Below are 17,485 nucleotides of genomic sequence, written 5' to 3'. Positions count from 1 at the left end.
ATCGCCTATGCCGGGGGCACACCTGAGCGCTCGTTATGGCCGTCCGACATCGCCTCGCGACGCCAGCGGCTGGCAGAACGCTTTTTAGCGCAGTTCCTGTCCCGCCGCCCAGCCCGGGGCGTCGAGGTTGATCGGCGAGTCACCGACGAACTGTGCGAGTTGCGACTCCAGCCGGGCCAGTTCGTCGGCGCCCAGACGCGCTTCCCAGCGGGCCCGCACCTCGTCGAAGATCGCGGTGCCCTCGGCGATCAGCCCCATCCCGTGATCGGTGATCCGGATGTTCTTGCGGCGGACGTCGGCGGGGTCGGTCTCGGTGGTGACGTATCCGCGTTCGACCAGCGCGGCGATCGTCTTCGCCGCGGCCTGCTTGGTGACGGCCAGCCTGCGAGCCAGGTCCGAGGCACTGTTGGCGCCGGCCCGGATGGCCCGGATCGCGTACTCGTGCGAGGGCCGGGCGTCGGGGTATCCCCGGGTCGCCAGTTCCCGGACCACTTCGTCCACCAGATTGCGATAGCTGCCCAGGAGCAGCAGGGCGAGATCGGCGCCGGATCCTGAGGACATGACCGCAGTCTAGATCTCCCTTGACATGGACAACCTGGTTGACCAACACTGAAGTCAACCTGGTTGTCCATTATGGGAGTCACCGCATGTCCAGCTCTTTCACGACCGCCTCCCCCTCGGTGGCGGGCGTCACGCACCACAGCGCCGACGTCAACGGCACCACGCTGCACTACGTCTCGGCCGGCGACACCGGCTCCCCGATCCTGCTGGTGCACGGCTGGCCGGAGTCCTGGTGGGCCTTTCACGACGTCATCCCGCTGCTCGCCACCACCCACCGGGTCTTCGCCGTCGACCTGCGCGGCTTCGGCGACTCCGCCGTCGCCGACGGCGCGCACGACCTGACCACCATGGCGGAGGACCTGCACCAGCTGATCGCCCACCTCGGCGTCGGGCCCGTGCACGTGACCTGCCAGGACATCAGCGGCGGGCCGGTCTTCGCATTCGCGGCCACGCACCCCGACGACGTTCTTAGTCTCACCGGCGTCGAGACCACACTGCCCGGCTACGGCTGGGAGATGCTGGCAGACGTGAGGAACGGCGGCTCCTGGCACGTGGGCTTCCTGGCCGCCCCGGGAGTTGCGGAGCTGTTCCTGTCCGGCCACGAGCGAACGATGCTCGACTGGGCCGTCTCGGCGATGACGACGGTGCCGGGCGCAGTCACCGAGGCCGACCTCGACGAGTTCGCCCGTACCTATGCCCGGCCGGGCGGATGGCTCGGCACCCAGGAGCTGTACCGCTCCTCCCTGACCGGCGGGGACCAGATGCGGACCCTGGCCGGGTCACGTCCACTGACCGTTCCGGTGCTCGCGGTCGACGGCATCAACGCCCCCTTCACCGAGCAGACGATGCGCCAGGTCGCCGAGGACGTCACCGCGGTCACGATCCCCGACGTCGGGCACTTCGTCGCGCAGGAGGCGCCCGCTGCCTTTGCCAGCACTGTCGGCGACTTCATCGACCGCGTCGACGGCGGCCGCTGAACGATCGTCTTTGCACCGCCACCTCCGGCGCGCTGGTCCTCGGGCGGGTAGGTGGGGCTCCGTGTCGTGCGCCGAGCTTGCCCGGCCCCGGCCAGCAGCCTGGGGCTGGACCTTTGGCGATGCGAAGGACAAGCATGACGACGGCTACGCCGGCACAGGTCGCGACCGAACCGGCACAGTCCTTCGCGAAGGGCCGAGGCATTGGGCATCACGATCGAGACGCCGGAACAGTTCGCCGAGCGCCTTGCCGACTTCGGGTTCAGGTGATGTGCGGGCTGCGGCGTTCCAGGAGGATGACGTCGCGCCAGGTGCCGTGGTGGCGTCCGATGCGTTCTCTGGTGCCGATGGTGCGGAAGCCGAGGCGCCGGTGCAGGGTCAGGCTGGCGGTGTTCTCGGGGAAGATGCCGGATTGGATGGTCCAGATGCCGGCGGCTTCGGTGGAGTCGATCAGGGCTGCCAGGAGGCTGGTGGCTACGCCGCGGCCGCGGGCGTCGGGGGCCACGTAGACGGAGTGCTCGACCACGCCGCCGTAGACGCAGCGGTCGGAGACCTTGCTGGCGGCGACCCAGCCCAGGACGGTGTCGTCTTCGAGGGCGACGAATCGGTGCTCGGGCAGTCTGGCCTCGTCGAAGGCGGGCCAGTCCGGCGCGGTGGTCTCGAAGGTGGCGTTGCCCTCGTCGATCCCGGCTTGGTAGATCGCCAGCACCGGCCCGGCGTGCTGGGACGTCATGGGAGCGATCACTGGGCGGCCTGCGGCGTCGGCGCCTGGGGCGTGGTGAAGTCACCCAGGGCCGCGGTGATCTGAGTCAGGCGTTCGGGCACGAGGGTGTAGTACGCCCAGACGCCGCGCTTTTCGCGGGTGAGCAGGCCTGCGTCGACCAGGATCTTCAGGTGGTGGGAGACCGTGGGCTGGGACAGCCCGACCGGTGCGGTCAGGTCGCACACGCACGCCTCGCCGCCTTCATGGGCCGCGACCAAGGACAGCAGTTGCAGGCGGGTGGGCTCGGCCAGGGCCTTGAGCAGGGTCGCGAGCTTCTGTGCTTCCTCGACGCCGGGGATCGGCCCGGTTCCGGTGGGGGTGCAGCACGACGCGTCCTGGACCTTGGTCGTGGCCGCGGCCGCCGAGGGCTGGAGGTTGATGCGCGGTCGGGCGGTCTGCGCGGACGTCATGCAGCCAGTCTGCGTCAAGACATTGACGATTGTCGATCCCTGAGCCACGATCAGACATCGACAAGCGTCTATCTCTCGTTTCGAGGAGTGGGGATCATGACGACACCGATCAACCGGGCCGATGGTGCCGGGGACCTGCGCGAGCAGGTCCGGGCCGGGTACGCCGCAGCCGCGATCGCCGTGTCCAGCACGGGTGCGCAGGGGGCGTCTGCCTCGTGTTGTGGCCCGGACGTTGCGGCCGGCTCCATGGCCCTGGACGGCTCCTTCGGGGCGGGCCTGTACGCGGGTGAGGACGTGGAGGGTCTGCCGGCTGAGGCACTGGCCGCGTCGCTGGGCTGCGGGAACCCAATGGCGGTGGCTTCCCTGCAGCCGGGCGACCGGGTGCTCGACCTAGGCTCGGGCGGTGGGATCGACGTGCTGCTGTCGGCGAAGCGGGTCGGCCCGACCGGCCGGGCGTTCGGGCTGGACATGACCGAGGAGATGCTGGCCCTGGCCCGCGCCAACGCCGCGAAGGCCGACGCCACGAACGTGGAGTTTCTCAAGGGCCAGATCGAGGCCATCCCGCTGCCGGCCGCCTCGATCGACGTGGTGATCAGCAACTGCGTGGTGAACCTGTCCACCGACAAGAGCGCGGTGCTGGCCGAGATGTTCCGGGTCCTGGTCCCGGGCGGGCGGATCGGGATCAGCGACGTCGTGGCCGAGGACCACCTCAGCCCGGCCGAGCGGGCCGAACGCGGCAGCTACGTCGGCTGCATCGCCGGCGCCCTGTCCCGCAGCGAATACCTCGACGGACTGGCTGCGGCCGGTTTCACCGACGCCGCGGTGGAATTCACGCACGAGGCGGTCCCGGGCATGCACGGCGCCATCATCCGCGCGACCAAGCCCAGCGACGCGCCCCAGCTGCTGACGCTTATCAGCCAGAACGATCGCAGCGGCCAAGACGAGTCGGCCGCCTGCGGACCAACCGGTTGCTGCTGAGCCTCACCCCACCCATGGCCATCACCCCCGTCCAGGCGACGTCGGCCCCTCACCTCCTCGGAAGGCAGTTCCAGCCGTGAGCAAAGTCCTGTTCGTCTGCGTCCGCAACGGCGGCAAGTCCCAGATGGCCGCCGCCCTGATGCGCCAGCACGCCGGTGCCGGCATCGAGGTGGACTCCGCCGGAACCGATGCTGGCACCAAACTCAATGCCCAGTCCGTGCAGTCGCTGGCCGAGGTCGGCGTCGACATGAGCGGCCAGGCACCCAAGGCCCTGACCTCGGACATGGTCGCCGCCGCCGACCTGGTGGTGGTCCTGGGCAGCGAGGCCCGCGTCGAACCCGTGGGCGGCACGCCGGTGATCACCTGGGAGACCGACGAGCCCTCGCAGCGCGGCATCGAAGGCATGGAACGCATGCGCCTGATCCGCGACGACATCACCACCCGCGTGAAAGACCTGGCAGCACAGCTGGACTCCGGGGCTGGAAGCAGCCCGGCAGCCGGGCCCGCGGGCGGCAGCGCCGCCCCTTGGGTCTGAGCCTTTGGCCACGCTCAGGACCACTTCGTACAGCGCCTGCGCACCAGGAGCCGGTTCGCCCCGCCCATGACCCGCCCCAGCGTCGCAACCAACTCGATCGCCATCGGCGTCCCAGTAGCAGCCTTACTGATGCCGAGCAGGCCGGGCCTGCGAGCGTTCAAGCCGGCGCTCGGGCGACCGTCTCAGTGTTCGACCTTGCATCTGCGCTCAGCAGATCGCTGGAGCTTGCCCGGGCGCAGGCGCCGGCCCGAGGCTGGACCTCCAGCGAGGCGGAGGAGCAGCAATGAAGGAAGCCATGGCGGCCGAGGTCGCGGGCGAGCTGGAGCAGGCCTTTGCGCAGGGGCCGGCGGCGACGCAGGAGGCTATGCGTCAGTGGCTGGGGCCGGAGGTGGAGCTGCGGCACGAGCCGGCCGAACCGGCGGACGGGTTCTATCCCGCAGACGTGTTGCTGCAGGCGTTGTCTCAGCGTCTTGCCCTCTTCACCAGGCTGATGCCGGACTACTCCGAGTCCGCCGTGGTGACGTCCGAGGGCGCGCAGATCGTGGTAGACCTCGTGATCCGCGGCACCTTGTCGGACGGCAGCCGGATCGACATCCCCGGCCGCGATCGCCTCACCGTGCGGGAGGGGCGGATCGTGGCCATGCTCAGCGCTTTCGACGCCGAGCGCATGCGGCCGCTGGTCGAGGCGGTCCGCGCCTTGTGACTCACACGTCCGGATGCGAGTGAGCCGCTCCCCCGCGATCCCGGGCAATCGGTGCGCGATCTGCCGCGGAAGTCCTCCCACGCACTGGTGAGAGCGAAACATGCAGGCCCACAAGCGTCCTCAAGTGGTACCGCAAGCCATCACGACGGCCAGCTGCGCAGCGCACGGTCCAGGGCACTGACCATCCGCTGGAACGATGCTTCGGCATCGACGTCACGGTGGCCGAAAGCGTGCTGGAGTTCGAGGGAGACGAAACCGTTGATGGCTGAACCGATCACCCGGGTGGCGTGAACGGTTTCGTCTGCTGCGATGTCGTACTGGCGAAGGACGGCCATGTTGAGCCGGACCACCTCGGCCGCCTCTTTCGAGGTGGCGGTGTCGGCGTCGGCGATCTGCTGCAGTGCGGCCCACGCCCCCGGGTGTTCCTGGGCCAGGCTGCGGTGGGCCTCGGCCAGTCCCTGAAGCGCTTCCAGCCCAGACCTTCCGGCGATCTCGTGGCTGATCCGGGTGGCGAGGTCGCCCAGGGCGCGGCGGTGCAGAGCGGCCAGCAGGGCGGGCCGGTTGGCCACGTGCACGTAGAGGCTCGCCGGCTGAACCTTCAGCTGGCGGGCCACCGCGCTCAGGGACAGCCCGGCCAGTCCTTCCTGGTCGGCCAGTTGGGCGGCGGTCGCCTCGACGATCTCCTGGTTCAGGCCTGCGCGAGCCATGACCGCTGCCCCTCCTGCGAACCGTCCGGACGCTCAGAGCGCACGTGCTTGGCGAAACGCTCGCCGATCAGGCGATGCGTGGCGACGTCTGGGTGCAGGGCGTCGGGCAAAGGCAGCTGCACTGCGTCTTTCTCGCCGTACAACTGCGTCCCGTCGAGGTAGTGCAGATTGCGATCCGAACGAGACTTGACGACGTCCTCGAGCAGTTTTCGGATCACCGACAGTGTCAGGCGCCCGAGTTCAGTGTCGCCTTCCCGGCCGGTCGCCAGGAAACGCACCTGGCCGGTGCCCAGGCTCGCCGGATCGATAGCGCCCGGCCCGGGCGTGTTCTCGTGGATGCCGCAGTAGATCGGTGACATCACGAGCAGGGGGACGTCAGGGTGGCCTTCGCGGATCGTGTCGAGGAAGCCGTGGACGGCGGGGACGAAGGTGCGGCTGCGCATCCCGTCGAGATTAACGACGTTAATGCCGAGCTTGACGCTGATCAGGTCGGCGGGACTGTCGCGGATCACGCGGGCCATGAAGGGGTCCACGAGCGCGCTGCCGCCGAAGCCCAGGTTGCGCAGGTTCAGGCCGAGCTGCTGGGCGGCGACCACTGGCCAGATCTGGGTGGGGGCGGCGGCGTTGGAGCCCTGGCTGATCGAGCTGCCGTGGTGCACCCATCGCAGCGCCGGCGTGGTCAGCGGGTGCAGCTGCGCGTCGGCGCTCAGGTCGACGAGGTCCACGCTCTCGTTGTGCGGCAGCCAGATCTCCACCCGTTTGTCGCCGGCGGACAGGCCGCGCAGGTGCGTGTGATGCGGCTGTCCGGGCTGATGGGTGGTCTGGCCGGTCTGCAGGTCGACCTCGTTGACGTCCCCGTCGGTCAGAGGGTCGCGCAGGACGAGCTCGCCGTCGATGCAGACGTCGATGTTGCCGCGGGGGCGATCCAGCCCCCGGTAGGCCAGGCGCACCGGATGGGTGACCAGGTCGATGCGGGTGGCGGTGGTGGTGAAGGCCAGACGCACGCCGGAGGGCTGAGCCTGCATGGCCATGAGCTGGCCGTCTGCGAACTGCCGCCGGACCCACGCGGGCAGGCGGTGCAGCCGCAGACCGCGCTCGGTGCGCTCCACTTCGGCAGCTCCGATGACCAGCTGCGACCACGTATCCATCGAACTCATGGATTTATCCTACACCTCGTAGGAAGTGATCGAGGCAGGGCCGGGCGGTCTTAGGACTGCTCAGCCCGGTGGCTGTGACTGGCACACCGGTCGCGCCGCCAGGCCGGCGATGTTGGCGCAGGCCCAGGCATCGGCCTCTGTGGCGGAGTCGAAGGCAAAGGCCTGACCCTTGTTGTAGGTGGTCGGCTCCTCCACCGTGTATCCGGCCTTGCCCTGTTTCTGCAGCTTGTAGATCTGAGCCCAGGTGTAGGAGCGACCTTGGTAGAAGACCTCCATCCGCTCGACCTCCTGCGCGTTCCGCGGGGCCCGGTCGATGAAGGAGACCAGTTCGGCAGCAGTGGCCGGGCCGGCCATCAGCGCTCCGACCGCCACCACCCCGGCGCCCGTCACGATCAGCCAGCGACGACGCGGGGAGACGGGGACTGCCTCGGCACTAAGAACGGTGCCGCCTGCAGGGAGATCGTCCACGGTGTACTCCTCGACCACTGCATCGACGAGGTCACGGTCACCTCATGACATCGGATCACCTTCCGCCCAACTGAAGTGATGAGCTTGACCGAAGTTCACCGACCTGGACGTTGACGATCTTGAGTTGCGAGGGGAGATTGCCCGATTAGCGTCTGCGGGCATGCAGACGTTCTTTGCCCCTTTCCGGATGGTTCTTCGCCTGCCGCAACCCATCAGGACGTTGTTCTGGCTGGCCATGGCCACCTGGGTGATCTCCGTCATCGGCTTTGCGACGCCCACTGACGGCGGAATCCAGTGGTCCATGCTGCCTTTCACCGTCGTGATGTTCCTGGCCGGGCTGGTCTACGCCCTGGACTTCCGGGGTAACGCCTCCCGGATGATCGAGCTGTCGAAGCAGGAAGGGGCGGTGGTGTTCCCCCTGATCGCCGTCCGACTGCTGGGTGTGGGCATCATGGCCGTCGGGATCATGTTCGTCTGGCTCATCCTGTCGGGACGGTTCTGACATGCCGCCCACCCAGACCCTGACGCCGGCCTCATACCTGCGCTCGATCCGGGCCATGCCCCAGCCGAGCCGGGCACTGTCTTACGCCCTTCCGCTGGCCTGGCTCTTCGCCATCATCGGTTTCCTGAGCGGTTTCATTTTCGATCTCGACGTGTCGTTGCTGAAATGGTTCGTTCTGCCGTTCCTACTCACCGGGGCAACCGGCGGGCTGGTCGTGGCCCTGAACATTCGGGATAACGCCGCTGGGGTGAACGACGCCATGCGCGAGCAGGGCATGCCCACCATCTCGCCGCCCTTCTACCGGGTGTTCGCCGCTGCCACCAGCGCGATGGCCCTGGGGATGGCGGTGACGATCCTCGGGCAGGACTTCTGAGGACTTTCGTCAGGCTCCGTCTCGAATACGCTGGCGCCCATGAGCACCAAGTCGGTCGAATACCTGATCACCGCCTGGGACGGCACGGACGAGCACGCGCTGGAGCGGCGTCTGGCGGTGCGGGAGGCACACCTCGCGGGCGCCCAGGTCCTCAGCGAGCGGGGCGAACTGCTCAGCGGTGGCGCCATCCTCGATGACGACGGGCGCATGATCGGCTCGTCCATGCACGTGGCCTTCGCCGACGAGGCGGCCTTCCGGGCCTGGTACGACGCCGAGCCGTACGTGACCGGCGACGTCTGGCGTGATGTGAGCATCCGGCCGATGCGGATCTTCCGGCCGACCGTCTGAGCCCATGCAGATCCGCGCCGAGGGCGACGTCGTCCTGCACTTCGAGAAGGACTACCCCTGGGGTCCGGACGACCCCGCCGTGGCCGGCCTGCGGGTCCGCGCGAGCGGTCCGTTCGTGCAGGTCGACGTGCAGGTCGTGCTGCTGCAGGGAGAGGGACCGTCGTCCTTCCTGCGCTCGCTCTACGAGGACTTCCGCGGCTGGGACGGCGAGCGCACCTGGAGCCCGCACGGCGGCGGCCTGCAGATCACCGCGACGCACACCGGGTGGGTGCAGTTGGCCTGGGCTCTGTCGCACGTGGTGCTCGGTGAGCCGGTCTGGTCGTTCCAGGCCACGTCGCAGCACGCGGCCGGAGAGGACATGCGCCGCCTGGCCGAGGTCTTCGACGAGACGCTCGACTGGCCCGCCTGAGGGGCGCTGAAGATTTCGGCGGATCGGCTCTCAACCTTTCCTGGGTCAACGCACGTTTCTTAGGAGGTGATGCGTACCCACGATGACGGTTGGAGAGTGCTTTACGGTGCCGACCGTGACGAGTGACGAAGACGGGTTCCAGGTCTTCGTGCAGCAGTACTGGCGCTCGCTGAACCGGACCGCGTTCCTGCTCACCGGGGACCGCGACCGGGCCGAGGACCTGGTGCAGAGCGCCCTGGAGAAGGTGCACCGGCACTGGCCCAAGGTCTCGCGCATGGATGCCCCGCTGGAGTACGTGCGCCGGGCGATGGTGACCACGGCGATCTCGTGGCGCCGCCGGCGCAGCTTCGGGGAGATCCCGAGCCTGTCGGTGGATCCGGGTCACCACGACCCCTACGAGCGGATCGATCAGCGTCAGCAACTCATCGCCGCCCTGCGCCGTTTGCCGGTCAAGATGCGCGCGGCCCTGGTCCTGCGCTACTTCGAGGACCTGTCCGAGGCCGAGGTCGCCGCAGCCATGGGCTGTTCGGTGGGCACGGTCAAGAGCCAGGTCTCGCGGGGCCTGGAGCGCCTGCGCAGCACGATGGCGGCCGGCCCGGCCGGCGCTACCCCGTCCGTGAAGACAACCCCTGCTCTGCGGAGGCCGTGATGAACATCGAGACCGAACTGCGGGCGGCCCTCGCCGACGAGGCCACCTTCGCCGGCGACGAGGTGCAGCCCTACCCTGCGTTCCTGCAGCGCGAGCGAAAGAACCAGCGGGCGCGGCGGATCCGGGTGGCGACCTCGGTCGCGGCCGTGGTCGCCGTGGTCGGGGCGGCCGCCGGTATGCAGGCCCTGGGCTCGGGTCAGGCCGATCGTTCGGCGCCCGCCTCCGAGCAGGAGAAGCCGAGCCTGGTCGTCCCCAGCCGGGCTCTCGTCGACAGCCCGCTGCGCGGCTCCCTGGCCACGAACGAGAAGTTCCTGAATGCCATGCTGCCGAAGGTCGTCGCGCACGAGAACCGCGAGGCGAAGCTGCTGTACGCCTCGGACGTGGGCAACCAGCGACTGGTACTGGCCTATGTCGCCGCCCCGTCGGCGTCGCTGGAGGACCAGCCCAGCGAGGCCTCGAGCCTGTCGTGGTTCACCGGGCCGCGCGGAGCCTCCGCGAAACGGCTCACCAAGAGCCAGGGCGCCGAGGGCACCCGGCCGGCCAGCGGAGTGACGGATGTCAGCAACGACGCCGAAGGACTGGCGGTCATGGTCGGCCCGGTGGGCTACACCGTCGAACTGACCAACAGCACCCAGGCCCGCTACACCGCCGAGGGCACGGTCGAGCAGGGCGGCGTCTTCGCCAGCAGCAAGAAGGACAGCGGGCTCGTCGAGGAGGTGCTCGCCCCGCACGCAGTCCCGCCCTCCATCACGGCCACCCTGACCAAGGACGGCAAGACTCTTCCGATCGAGTCCGAAGGCATGGCCTGGGGCGAGAGCGGCGTGGACATGGACGCCTACACCGCCAAGGCCGAAGCAGCGCTCGGGGACAACTCTTCCGACCCGGCGGCTCTTGGGGCCCGCCTGAAGGACGCGCTGGACACGGCCGCCCTGCCCCTGGAGGGTACTGACCTGAAAGTGCGCTACGCCGGGACGTTCCGGGGCCAGGACCTGAACGTCTTCACCCTGCAGCAGCCCGGTCAGGGAGTGCTGGCCTTCGCCTACTACTGGAGCTCCGAGGGCAGCGGGGTCAGCCTGCGACTGCTGCTTCCGGCCGAGGGGATCGACTCCCGGCCGATCGCCTACCACCCCCAGGAACAGCACGGTCCCAGCGAGGAGACGATCGTGGTGGCCCCCGAGGGCGCCGAGCGGGTCACGGTGACGGTCGAGGGAGAAGACCCGATCGAGGTCGACCTGAAGGCGGGGATCGGCGCGGTGGACGCCGACCCGGCCAAGGAGGCCATCGCAACCGCCTACGCGCCGGACGGTTCCGAGATGGGCTCCACGCCGGTGCGGAGCCTGGCGGGCTCCCGGGCGAACATCGGGGACACACCGGAGACCCGCGTGGTTCCGTGACGTCCCGAGTTCGGGCTGAATTGAAGGACGGTGGTGGTCACCTCGGTCGGGTGGCCGCCACCGGATCTTCCGGACAGTCGGGCACCGAACCGGGCAAGGTGACCAGGGGATGAACGACGATTGATGGGGGCGCGTCTTTCGAGTGACCACTGTGTCCGGTTTCTGGCTACAGTCAGCGCGGACACGGGTGGACACAGGAGATGCGCAGATGCGGTTCAGACTCACGCCGAGAGACACGACGATCATCGACCTGCTCGTGCAGGCGGGTAACGCCCTGGTCGAGGGGGCGGAGCTGCTGCAGGCCGTGATCAATGCCGGGCCGGACGACCGGCCCGACCTGCTGGTGCGGATGCGCGACGCCGAGCACGCCTGCGACGACATCGTCCACGCCACCAAGCGCAAGCTGAACAGCACGTTCGTCACGCCCTTCGACCGGGAGGACATCTTCTCCCTGGCCTCGGCCCTGGACGACTGCATGGACAACATGGAGGCCGCCGCCGACATGCTCGTCCTGGCCAACCCGGCCCGCCTGCCCGACGGAGTGGAGACCCAGCTGGCGGTCCTGCAGGAACAGGCCCGGGTCACCGCCCGGGCCCTGCCCCGTCTGCACACGATGGAGGGCCTGGAGGAGTACTGGGTCGAGATCAACCGCCTGGAGAACGTCGGTGACGACGCCTGGCGGGACATGCTGGCCGAGCTGTACTCCGGGGCCTACGAGCCGCTGGAACTGCTGAAGGTGCGCGAGGTCATCGACGCCCTGGAGGACGCGGCCGACGCCTTCGAACTGGTCTCCCACCACGTCGAGACCATCGCGGTCAAGGAGTCCTGACCGGTGTCACTGACCCTCACCCTGGTGGTGCTGGTCGTGTCCGTGGCCCTGGTGTTCGACTACACCAACGGTTTCCACGACGCGGCCAACGCGATCGCCACCGCCGTCTCCACCCGGGCCCTGACCCCGCGCAAGGCCCTGGCCATGGCCGCCGTGTTCAACGTGGTCGGGGCGCTGATGGGGCACGGCGTGGCCCAGACCGTCGGCAGCGGCATCATCAGCCCGCCCGACGGTCACGCAGGTCTGCTGATCGTGCTGGCCGGCCTGGTCGGGGCGATCACCTGGAACATCTTCACCTGGGCGCTGGGGTTGCCCTCGTCCTCCTCGCACGCCCTGATCGGGGGCCTGGCCGGCGCCGCGGTGGTGGTCTCCTCCCCCGTGCACTGGTCGGTGATCCTGGACAAGGTCGTGATCCCGATGATCCTCTCGCCCCTGGTCGGGTTCGGGCTGGCCTACCTGGCCATGGTCGGCGTGCTGTGGGCCTTCCGTAAGGCCCGGCCCACGCCCGTGATGCGGGGTTTCCGTACCGGCCAGATCTTTTCCGCCGCGGCCATGTCGTTCGGGCACGGCCTGCAGGACGCGCAGAAGACCATGGGTGTGATGACGCTGGCCCTGGTGGCCGGCGGGTACCACGCCGAGGGCGCGGGAATCCCGCTGTGGGTGACACTCTCGGCCGCTATCGCGATCAGCCTGGGCACGGCCTCGGGCGGCTGGCGGATCATGCGCACGCTCGGGCGCGGCGTGATCGAGCTCGACCCGGCGCGCGGCTTCGTCGCCGAGACCGTGGCCTCGTCGGTGCTCTACACCACCGCGTACGCCTTCCACGCGCCGATCTCCACCACCCACACCATCACCGCGGCCATCATGGGAGTGGGCGCCACGAAACGGCGTTCGGCCGTGCGCTGGGGGGTGGCGGGCGACATCCTCACCGCCTGGGTCCTGACGCTGCCGGCCTCGGCGCTGGTGGCCGGGGGCCTCAGCCTGCTTCTGCACCCCTTGGCCTGAGCACCTGCGCCGGGTCTGCGGCCTCCAGCGTGGCGAGCAGGGTGAGAGCGTCGGCGGTCGGGCTACCCGGCTCGGCGTGGTAGAGGACGAGCTGCATGCCCTCCGCACCCACCACCGCCAGTTTCTCGCGCCGCAACCGTAGTTCACCGACCTGCGGATGGCGGATCAGGCTGACCTCGGAGCCTCCCCTGCGGATGTCGTGCCGGGCCCAGAGCCGGCGGAACTGCTGGCTCTTCAGGGACAGCTCACCGATCAGCGACTGCAGCCGCGGGTCCTCGGTGTCGGCGCCGACCTCGGCGCGCAGCTGGGCCACCACGCTGGCCGCGTTCTCGTCCAGGTCAGGGTGGTACTCGCGCGCCTGCGGGTCGGTGAACAAGGTGAGAAGGCGGTTGGTGCCTGGGCGCATCAGCGGCGACAGGCTCACCGCCAGCCGGTTGGCGGCCAGGACGTCGCGGTACCGGTTGACCACGAACGCCGGCACGTTCAGGGTGCCGATGAGCATCTCGAGACCGGCCGGCACCCGATCGGCCGAGGCGGCCGGGCGCCTGCGGGTCTTGGGGCGGGCCAGCCCGGTCAGGTGCTCGGTACCCGCCGCGTCCAGCTGCAGCACCCGGGCCAGCGCCTCCACCACCTGCGGCGAGGGAGTGCGGTCACGGCCCTGTTCCAGGCGCAGGTAGTACTCGGCACTGATCCCCGCCAGCATGGCCACCTCTTCGCGGCGCAGGCCCGGCGTGCGCCGCAGGCCGCCACCGGGCAGGCCCACGTCGGCCGGCTGCACCAGCTCGCGGCGGGCCCGCAGGAAGTCCCCCAGAGCACTCTTGGTCGCCATGGCCCTCACCGTAGGCGATCACCGTGCGGCCTGCCTGTCCCTGCTTCTACCAGGAACAACAGGGATCTGCCGACGCCGGCGGCCCGGTTGCAGAGTGAAGGCACGAGCGCACGCCGAGGCGGCGGGCGCCAGAAGAGGAAGAACGAGCGACATGGCATCTCGCACCTGGTTCATCACCGGCGTCAACAGCGGCTTCGGCCGCCGGATGACCGAACAACTGCTGGAGCGCGGTGAGCGCGTCGCCGGCACCGTGCGCCGGCCCGGATCGGTGGACGACCTGCGGCGCACCTACGGCGAGCAGTTCTGGGTCGGGCACCTGGACGTCACCGACACCCCCAACGTGCGGGCCGTCGTGGACCGGGCGTTCGCCGAGCTGGGCCGCATCGATGTGGTGGTCAACAACGCCGGGTACGGCCTGTTCGGGGCGGCCGAGGAACTGACCGACGAGCAGGTGGTGGCCCAGCTGAACACCAACCTGCTGGGCTCGATCCAGGTGGTGCGGGCGGCGCTGCCGCACCTGCGGGCCCAGGGCGGCGGCCGCCTGATCCAGATCTCCAGCTACGGCGGCCTGGCCACCAACCCGGGCGCCTCGCTGTACCACGCCGCGAAGTGGGGCATCGAGGGCTTCATGGAAGGCACGGCCCGCGACGTCGCGCCCTTCGGGATCGGCGTGAGCATCGTCGAGCCCGGCGGGGCGCGCACCGAGTTCCGCTTCGACAGCCTGCAGCTGGCCGAGCCAATGACGGCCTACGACGACACCCCCGCGGCCATGGTCCGCGGCGCGAAGGACCGCAGCCGTCCCCCGCTGGGCGACCCGGCGAAGATGGCCGCCCGGATCATCGACAGCGCCGGCCAGGAACCCGCACCGCTGCGCCTGGTCCTGGGCAGCGACTCCTACCGTTTCGTCACCGGCGCCCTGCGCGAGCGCCTGGCCCAGATCGAACCGCAGGAAACCCTGGCCGCCTCCACCGACTGGAACAGCGAGAGCTGAGACCCTAGGGGCGCCCACCGAAACGCCAGGAGTGCACCTCGGTCGCGGCGTACCCCTGAGCGGGCAGAACAGCCAGCGCCGCATCGGCATCCGGCGCCTGCACCAGGAGCGCCGTACCCAACCGGGCCACCCCGTCATCCGACAGCAGCGGGCCGTAGGCGATCAGATCGTCCATTGTTGGTGGCAGTTCCTCGGCACCGGCGCCGGCACCGGCGCCGGCACCGGCGCCGAGACCGATGACCAGGTAACGGTTGCCCGCAGCGGCGGCGCCGGGGAACTGCCACATGGTGCGGCCCAGGACGTTGCGCCAACGCCGCAACAGGACGTCCCGGTAGACACCGGCCTGGTAGTTGGGCTCGTCGAAGGCGAACGCGCGGGCGGCACCCGGGTCGGGCAGGTCGAGAATGTGCAGACTGCCCGTGGCGGTGCCGTCTTCGGCCAGCGTGGGGCCGCGGGCGATCATCCGGTCGGCGAAGCGGTCCATGTATGACCAGTGGCGCTCGGCCAGCTCTTCACGCAGCGCGGCCGAGCCCGGCCGGTCGCGGTGATAGCAGAGGAATTCCATCCCACCTCGCTGCGAAATGTTGAACTGGGACAAACCGTAGCCGATGGACGAGGGGCCGTCGGCGCTCGCGCGAACGGTCAGGACTGGTAATTTCGGCCCGTCTTACCCGCGTCCTCGTCGAGGTGACACATGGCTTCCCGCACCGCGAACTTCTGCATCGACGCTCATGACCCGCGTGCCCAGGCGGAGTGGTGGGCCCAGGTGCTCGACGACTTCCGTCCCGTCGAGGAGGACGACGACGACGAGGTGGCGCTGACCGGCCCGGCCGGGCGGGAACTGATCTTCCTGCGGGTGCCCGAGGCCAAGACGGTCAAGAACCGCATGCACATGTGCCTGCGCCCGGTCGACCGCAGCCGCGACGAGGAGGTCCAGCGCCTGCTCGACCTGGGCGCCACCATCGTCAACGACCTGCGCAGCGACGACAGCGGCTGGGCCGTACTGGCCGACCCCGAGGGCAACGAGTTCTGCGTGCTCACCACCCCGGCCGACGAGGCCGGTATCGCCCAGCACTGATCCAGCACCGAGGGGGCCCGCCGGGATGAGCGACGACGAGGACGTGACGTTCACGCACCTGGAGCAGCCGCTGACCGGCGAGGCCGGGGTGACCAAGCGCGACCTGGTCGACTACCTCGACGCGCTCGCCGACCGGATCGTGCCGGTGCTGACCGACCGGCCCCTGTCGGTGGTGCGGGTCCGGCCCGGGCAGGAGCCGTTCATGCAGAAGAACGTGCCCAAGCACGCCCCCGACTGGATCCGCACCGTCACCATCCCGGCGCGCTCGTCGCAACGGGAGGTCAGGTACGCGCTCGGCAACGACCGCCGCACCCTGCTGTGGTTCGCCAACCAGCGCGCCGTCGAGTTCCACGTGCCGCTGTCCCCCGTGGGCTCCGGCCAGTCGCACCTGGTGCTGGACCTCGACCCGCCGCCGGAGGGCCCTTTCGCCGTGGTGGCCGCCGCCGCACACCTCGTGCGACGGGTGCTGGACGAGGTCGGGCTGGACAGCGTGGTCAAGACCAGCGGAGCCAAGGGTCTGCACGTGTTCGTCCCGCTCGAGCCGACTTTCAGCATCGAAGACGTCGCGGCCGCCACCCGCGCCGTCGCCGCCCGGGCCGAGCGGCTCGATCCGGCGCTGACCACAACGGCTTTCATTAGGGACGATCGTGGTGGGCGAGTATTCCTGGACTCCACCCGGGCCGGAAGTGCCACGGTGGTGGCCGCCTACAGCCCCCGGATCCGGCCCGGCCTGCCGGTGTCCTTCCCCCTGCGGTGGGACGAGATCGATGCGGTGACCCCCGGCGACTTCACGATCAGGACGGCCCCAGAACGACTCGGTGATGCCGACCCGTGGCGCGAGCTGATGCCGGCACCGCAGGCCCTCGATGCCGACCTCGTCGCCGAGGGCCACACCATTCCGGTGGCTCGCGTGCAGGCCATGCACGAGGGCAAGCGGCGCAAAAAGGCCGCCGCTGACCCGAACCCTCCCGCTTGACAGCCCCTTTGCGCAGGCTCACACTCGCCGCAGGGTAGCCGAGAGCAAGCGGGAGATCACCGTGCAGTGGAACCGATCCCGTCTGGCCCGGGCCGCCGCCGTGGCCACGCTGGCCGTCTTCACCGCCGTGGTGAGCCCCAGCGCCAGCGCCCCGGCCCAGGCAGCCGCCAGCAGTGGATTCCTCGACCACCTGAACGGTTTCGACACCCGCCGCTGGCACAAGGCGAACGGCTGGAGCAACGGCGGCGTGTTCAACGCCGGCTGGCGCGCCGACCACATCCGGCACAGCGGCGGCGTCATGGCCATCAACCTCGACACGGCCACCTGCCCCAGCGGCTGCTCGGCCAAACCGTATGCCTCCGGCGAATACCGCACCAACGCCCAATATTCGTACGGGCGTTTCGAGGTACGCATGAAGGCCGTCAAACGCCCCGGAACCGTCACGTCGTTCTTCACCTACACCGGCCCCAGCGACGGCCAGCCGTGGGACGAGATCGACGTCGAGATCCTGGGCCGGAACACCACCCAGATGCAGACCAACTACTACACCGACGGCGTGGGTGGGCACGAGAGCGTCATCGATCTGGGGTTCGACGCCTCCACCGGCTTTCACAACTACGCCATCGAGTGGCGCGAGAGCACCATCAAGTGGTTCGTGGACGGCCGGCTGGTGCATCAGGAGGACGGCTCACGAGGCCCCCTGCCGAGCCACCCGCAGCGCATCATGGTCAACCTGTGGCCCGGCATCGGGGTGGACGAGTGGCTCGGCCCGTTCACCTATCCCGGCCGGGCCCTGACCGCCCGCTACGAATGGATCAGATACACCCAGTACTAAGCCGTTCGGAC

24 protein-coding genes are annotated in these 17,485 nt (G+C 69.5%); 16 read left to right on the top strand and 8 right to left on the bottom strand.

The features are described from left to right. Positions 1–84 precede the first annotated feature (84 nt). Positions 85–561: a MarR family winged helix-turn-helix transcriptional regulator gene (locus tag LWF15_RS08105; protein WP_232809773.1), complete on the bottom strand. Its 477-nt coding sequence runs from the start codon at positions 559–561 to the stop codon at positions 85–87. An 86-nt stretch (positions 562–647) separates the two neighbouring features. On the opposite strand from LWF15_RS08105, the gene LWF15_RS08100 reads away from it, so the two are divergent. Further along, positions 648–1,538, top strand: coding sequence for an alpha/beta fold hydrolase (locus LWF15_RS08100; protein ID WP_232809772.1), 891 nt, complete (start codon positions 648–650; stop codon positions 1,536–1,538). Positions 1,539–1,797: 259 nt separating this feature from the next. Here the strand turns inward: LWF15_RS08100 and LWF15_RS08095 are convergent, their stop codons facing one another. Next, the gene (locus LWF15_RS08095) at positions 1,798–2,268 is read right to left on the bottom strand and encodes a GNAT family N-acetyltransferase (protein ID WP_232809771.1); all 471 of its coding nucleotides are present in this window, start codon (positions 2,266–2,268) and stop codon (positions 1,798–1,800) included. Positions 2,269–2,276: 8 nt separating this feature from the next. Then, positions 2,277–2,708, bottom strand: coding sequence for an ArsR/SmtB family transcription factor (locus LWF15_RS08090; protein ID WP_232809770.1), 432 nt, complete (start codon positions 2,706–2,708; stop codon positions 2,277–2,279). A 96-nt stretch (positions 2,709–2,804) separates the two neighbouring features. Between LWF15_RS08090 and arsM the strand changes: the two genes are divergently transcribed. The 3 genes from arsM (at position 2,805) to LWF15_RS08075 (ending at position 4,924) form a co-directional block, all read left to right on the top strand. After that, positions 2,805–3,686 carry an arsenite methyltransferase gene (gene arsM, locus LWF15_RS08085; protein WP_232809769.1) on the top strand — a complete coding sequence of 294 codons (882 nt, stop codon included), beginning with the start codon at positions 2,805–2,807 and terminating at the stop codon, positions 3,684–3,686. Between the two features lie 76 nt (positions 3,687–3,762). Next, a complete protein-coding gene (locus LWF15_RS08080; RefSeq protein ID WP_232809768.1) occupies positions 3,763–4,221 on the top strand; it encodes an arsenate-mycothiol transferase ArsC in 459 nt (152 codons plus the stop codon). A 283-nt stretch (positions 4,222–4,504) separates the two neighbouring features. Beyond that, positions 4,505–4,924, top strand: coding sequence for a nuclear transport factor 2-like protein (locus LWF15_RS08075; RefSeq protein ID WP_232809767.1), 420 nt, complete (start codon positions 4,505–4,507; stop codon positions 4,922–4,924). Between the two features lie 140 nt (positions 4,925–5,064). Here LWF15_RS08075 and LWF15_RS08070 read toward each other — a convergent pair whose 3' ends face one another. From LWF15_RS08070 to LWF15_RS08060, 3 genes are all read right to left on the bottom strand, one after another. Further along, entirely contained in the window at positions 5,065–5,631 is a 567-nt protein-coding gene (locus LWF15_RS08070; RefSeq protein WP_232809766.1) for a TetR/AcrR family transcriptional regulator, read from the bottom strand. Further along, positions 5,613–6,740, bottom strand: coding sequence for a GDSL-type esterase/lipase family protein (locus LWF15_RS08065; RefSeq protein ID WP_232809765.1), 1,128 nt, complete (start codon positions 6,738–6,740; stop codon positions 5,613–5,615). Before LWF15_RS08065 ends, LWF15_RS08070 begins: the two co-directional genes overlap by 19 nt. Before the next feature lie 108 nt (positions 6,741–6,848). Then, positions 6,849–7,256 carry a hypothetical protein gene (locus tag LWF15_RS08060; protein ID WP_232809764.1) on the bottom strand — a complete coding sequence of 136 codons (408 nt, stop codon included), beginning with the start codon at positions 7,254–7,256 and terminating at the stop codon, positions 6,849–6,851. Between the two features lie 160 nt (positions 7,257–7,416). Between LWF15_RS08060 and LWF15_RS08055 the strand changes: the two genes are divergently transcribed. From LWF15_RS08055 to LWF15_RS08020, 8 genes are all read left to right on the top strand, one after another. Continuing rightward, a complete protein-coding gene (locus LWF15_RS08055) occupies positions 7,417–7,758 on the top strand; it encodes a hypothetical protein (protein WP_232809763.1) in 342 nt (113 codons plus the stop codon). A 1-nt stretch (position 7,759) separates the two neighbouring features. Further along, the gene (locus LWF15_RS08050; protein ID WP_232809762.1) at positions 7,760–8,131 is read left to right on the top strand and encodes a hypothetical protein; all 372 of its coding nucleotides are present in this window, start codon (positions 7,760–7,762) and stop codon (positions 8,129–8,131) included. A 39-nt stretch (positions 8,132–8,170) separates the two neighbouring features. Further along, positions 8,171–8,479: a YciI family protein gene (locus tag LWF15_RS08045; protein WP_232809761.1), complete on the top strand. Its 309-nt coding sequence runs from the start codon at positions 8,171–8,173 to the stop codon at positions 8,477–8,479. 4 nt (positions 8,480–8,483) lie between these two features. Further along, complete coding sequence (locus LWF15_RS08040; RefSeq protein WP_232809760.1) at positions 8,484–8,888, top strand: DUF6228 family protein; 405 nt, start codon at positions 8,484–8,486, stop codon at positions 8,886–8,888. Between the two features lie 115 nt (positions 8,889–9,003). Then, positions 9,004–9,537 (top strand): SigE family RNA polymerase sigma factor, encoded by a 534-nt coding sequence (locus LWF15_RS08035; RefSeq protein WP_232809759.1) that lies wholly within the window; start codon positions 9,004–9,006, stop codon positions 9,535–9,537. Then, entirely contained in the window at positions 9,537–10,931 is a 1,395-nt protein-coding gene (locus LWF15_RS08030) for a hypothetical protein (protein ID WP_232809758.1), read from the top strand. The genes LWF15_RS08035 and LWF15_RS08030 overlap by 1 nt, the downstream gene beginning before the upstream one ends. A gap of 208 nt (positions 10,932–11,139) precedes the next feature. Next, positions 11,140–11,760, top strand: coding sequence for a DUF47 domain-containing protein (locus tag LWF15_RS08025; protein ID WP_232809757.1), 621 nt, complete (start codon positions 11,140–11,142; stop codon positions 11,758–11,760). Between the two features lie 9 nt (positions 11,761–11,769). Further along, positions 11,770–12,765, top strand: a complete 996-nt coding sequence (locus LWF15_RS08020; protein WP_269809828.1) for an inorganic phosphate transporter — start codon at positions 11,770–11,772, stop codon at positions 12,763–12,765. Here LWF15_RS08020 and LWF15_RS08015 read toward each other — a convergent pair. Next, complete coding sequence (locus tag LWF15_RS08015; protein ID WP_232809755.1) at positions 12,737–13,594, bottom strand: helix-turn-helix transcriptional regulator; 858 nt, start codon at positions 13,592–13,594, stop codon at positions 12,737–12,739. The genes LWF15_RS08020 and LWF15_RS08015 overlap by 29 nt on opposite strands. A gap of 151 nt (positions 13,595–13,745) precedes the next feature. Between LWF15_RS08015 and LWF15_RS08010 the strand changes: the two genes are divergently transcribed. After that, a complete protein-coding gene (locus LWF15_RS08010; protein WP_232809754.1) occupies positions 13,746–14,585 on the top strand; it encodes an SDR family oxidoreductase in 840 nt (279 codons plus the stop codon). A 4-nt stretch (positions 14,586–14,589) separates the two neighbouring features. On the opposite strand, the gene LWF15_RS08005 is transcribed toward LWF15_RS08010, so the two are convergent. After that, positions 14,590–15,150 carry a YciI family protein gene (locus LWF15_RS08005; RefSeq protein ID WP_232809753.1) on the bottom strand — a complete coding sequence of 187 codons (561 nt, stop codon included), beginning with the start codon at positions 15,148–15,150 and terminating at the stop codon, positions 14,590–14,592. A gap of 129 nt (positions 15,151–15,279) precedes the next feature. On the opposite strand from LWF15_RS08005, the gene LWF15_RS08000 reads away from it, so the two are divergent. The 3 genes from LWF15_RS08000 (at position 15,280) to bglS (ending at position 17,474) form a co-directional block, all read left to right on the top strand. Beyond that, positions 15,280–15,663 (top strand): VOC family protein, encoded by a 384-nt coding sequence (locus tag LWF15_RS08000; RefSeq protein ID WP_232809752.1) that lies wholly within the window; start codon positions 15,280–15,282, stop codon positions 15,661–15,663. A 25-nt stretch (positions 15,664–15,688) separates the two neighbouring features. Beyond that, entirely contained in the window at positions 15,689–16,639 is a 951-nt protein-coding gene (locus tag LWF15_RS07995) for a DNA polymerase domain-containing protein (protein ID WP_232809751.1), read from the top strand. Between the two features lie 61 nt (positions 16,640–16,700). Continuing rightward, positions 16,701–17,474: a beta-glucanase gene (gene bglS, locus LWF15_RS07990; protein ID WP_232809750.1), complete on the top strand. Its 774-nt coding sequence runs from the start codon at positions 16,701–16,703 to the stop codon at positions 17,472–17,474. The last annotated feature ends 11 nt before the right edge of the window (positions 17,475–17,485 follow it).

Source organism: Kineosporia rhizophila, assembly GCF_021277265.1.
GTDB lineage: Bacteria > Actinomycetota > Actinomycetes > Actinomycetales > Kineosporiaceae > Kineosporia > Kineosporia rhizophila.
This window is presented reverse-complemented; position numbering and strand designations above follow the sequence as displayed.